Consider the following 1,683-nt stretch of genomic DNA (forward strand, 5'->3'; position numbering starts at 1 on the left):
AGAAGCGATTCCCAAACTGATGGACACGGCTGCTGCTCGAACCTTCGTACGCATCAGCCTCGTTCGGGTGATCGCTCCGCAGCTGGCGCATGGAAGAAGGGCCTCCCGCACAGTTCGGTGATGTCGAGTCAACGAACAACCAGGAGGCCCTCGTGCCCCACTGTGGCGTGCCTGCTCCGTCCGCGTCCAGCTCCGGCATGTCGTGCGATTGCCTCGCACACCGGCTCGGGAACGCCGCCGACCAACCAGACCGGACCCGCCGGTACGCCTCCGACCTGACCGACGCAGAGTGGGCGCTCGTGCGGCCACTGCTGCCGGTCCCGGCCTGGCTGAACGGCAAGGGAGGCCGCCCGGAGGGCTACTGCCACCGCCAACTGATCGACGCGGTCCGCTACCTGGTCGCCGAGGGCGTGCGCTGGGCCAGCCTGCCCGTCGACTTCCCCAAGTGGCGGGCCGTGTACCGGTTCTTCCGCCGCTGGCGCGACAACGACTTCATCAAAGAGCTCTACGGCCGGCTGCGCACGATGCTGCGCGCCCTGGCCGGGAAGAAGCCCGAGCCCACCGCCGCGATCATCGACTCGCAGTCGGTCAAAGCCGACGCCACCGTCGGCGCGGCCACCCGCGGCTACGACGCCGGAAAGAAAATCAACGGCAGGAAGCGGCACATCGCCGTGGACACCCTGGGCCTGCTGCTGACCGTGATGGTTACCGCCGCCTCGGTCAAGGACAACGACGCCGGCCGCGACCTCCTGGAACAACTGCGCGCCGAACACCACCGCATCGCCCTGGTCTGGGCTGACGGCGGCTACACCGGCTGGTTGGTCACCTTCGCCCACGCCGTCCTGGCCCTCGCCCTGACCATCGTCAAGCGCAGCGACGACGCCACCGGGTTCGTGGTCCTCGCGCGCCGCTGGGTCGTGGAGCGCAGTTTTTCCCACCTGATCCGGGCCCGCCGCCTGGCCCGGGACTACGAGACCCGCCCCGACAGCGCCGAGGCGATGATCTGGTGGGCCGCGAGCATCCCGGCCACCCGCCGTCTGGCTCGCTCCGGCCGGCCGACACCCCGCCGCGTCAAGCCGTCCGCGGACTGAACAGTCCCGGCCTCACCTCGGTCAACCAGCCCCGCTCCACCAACCGCTTCGCCCGAAACCGCGCCGCTTGCTCCCTCGCGTCACTCGCAGGCCAGCCCAGATCCTCCCGCATCGCCCGAGCCCGCACCCCCTCTCCGCCACCGGTCGCGTCCCGCTCGACCAGGGCCAGGATCCGCGCACACTCGGGCGGGAGCACCTCAGCCCCCAACCCCTCGCGCCACAGCGGCACTTCGACCCGCGGACCGACGCCGACCGCGACCGGCACCGCTACCGCCGGCGCCTCGCACCCCGCAACATCATCGGCCGCCTCGGCCAGAGCCTCCATCGTCTCCTCACGAGCGATGACCGCACGCCGCGCGGCTTCCTCCGCCTCGGCGACAGCGGCTTGAAGCCGTTCCAACTCGGCCCTCAGCTCCTCTGCCCGGGCCAGCGCCACCCGCTCGCGCCGCTCCAGCACTCCCAGCACCGACGGCATCCGCCACCTCCGACCACGCCCCGCACCGACATGACGGTCCGAGCATGCCTACCGAGCGACGGCCACACACCTCACCTGCGAAAACGTGACCCTACCTTCGGTTTGGGAATCGCTTCT

The 1,683-nt window shown here is 70.5% G+C and carries 2 protein-coding genes; one reads left to right on the top strand and one right to left on the bottom strand.

The window, feature by feature from the left end; genetic code table 11:
* Window positions 1-197: 197 nt before the first annotated feature.
* Window positions 198-1,091: an IS5 family transposase gene (locus ABD345_RS39860; protein WP_344559720.1), complete on the top strand. Its 894-nt coding sequence runs from the start codon at window positions 198-200 to the stop codon at window positions 1,089-1,091.
* On the opposite strand, the gene ABD345_RS39865 is transcribed toward ABD345_RS39860, so the two are convergent.
* Entirely contained in the window at window positions 1,072-1,566 is a 495-nt protein-coding gene (locus ABD345_RS39865; RefSeq protein WP_344559724.1) for a hypothetical protein, read from the bottom strand. The genes ABD345_RS39860 and ABD345_RS39865 overlap by 20 nt on opposite strands.
* Window positions 1,567-1,683: the final 117 nt, after the last annotated feature.

The organism is Kitasatospora saccharophila (genome assembly GCF_039529925.1).
GTDB lineage: Bacteria > Actinomycetota > Actinomycetes > Streptomycetales > Streptomycetaceae > Kitasatospora > Kitasatospora saccharophila.

Bases quoted from the DNA above. Each gene is read 5' to 3' on its own strand.
- ABD345_RS39860 (WP_344559720.1), top strand. From the start codon at position 198: ATGTCGTGCGATTGCCTCGCACACCGGCTCGGGAACGCCGCCGACCAA.
- ABD345_RS39865 (WP_344559724.1), bottom strand. From the start codon at position 1,566: ATGCCGTCGGTGCTGGGAGTGCTGGAGCGGCGCGAGCGGGTGGCGCTG.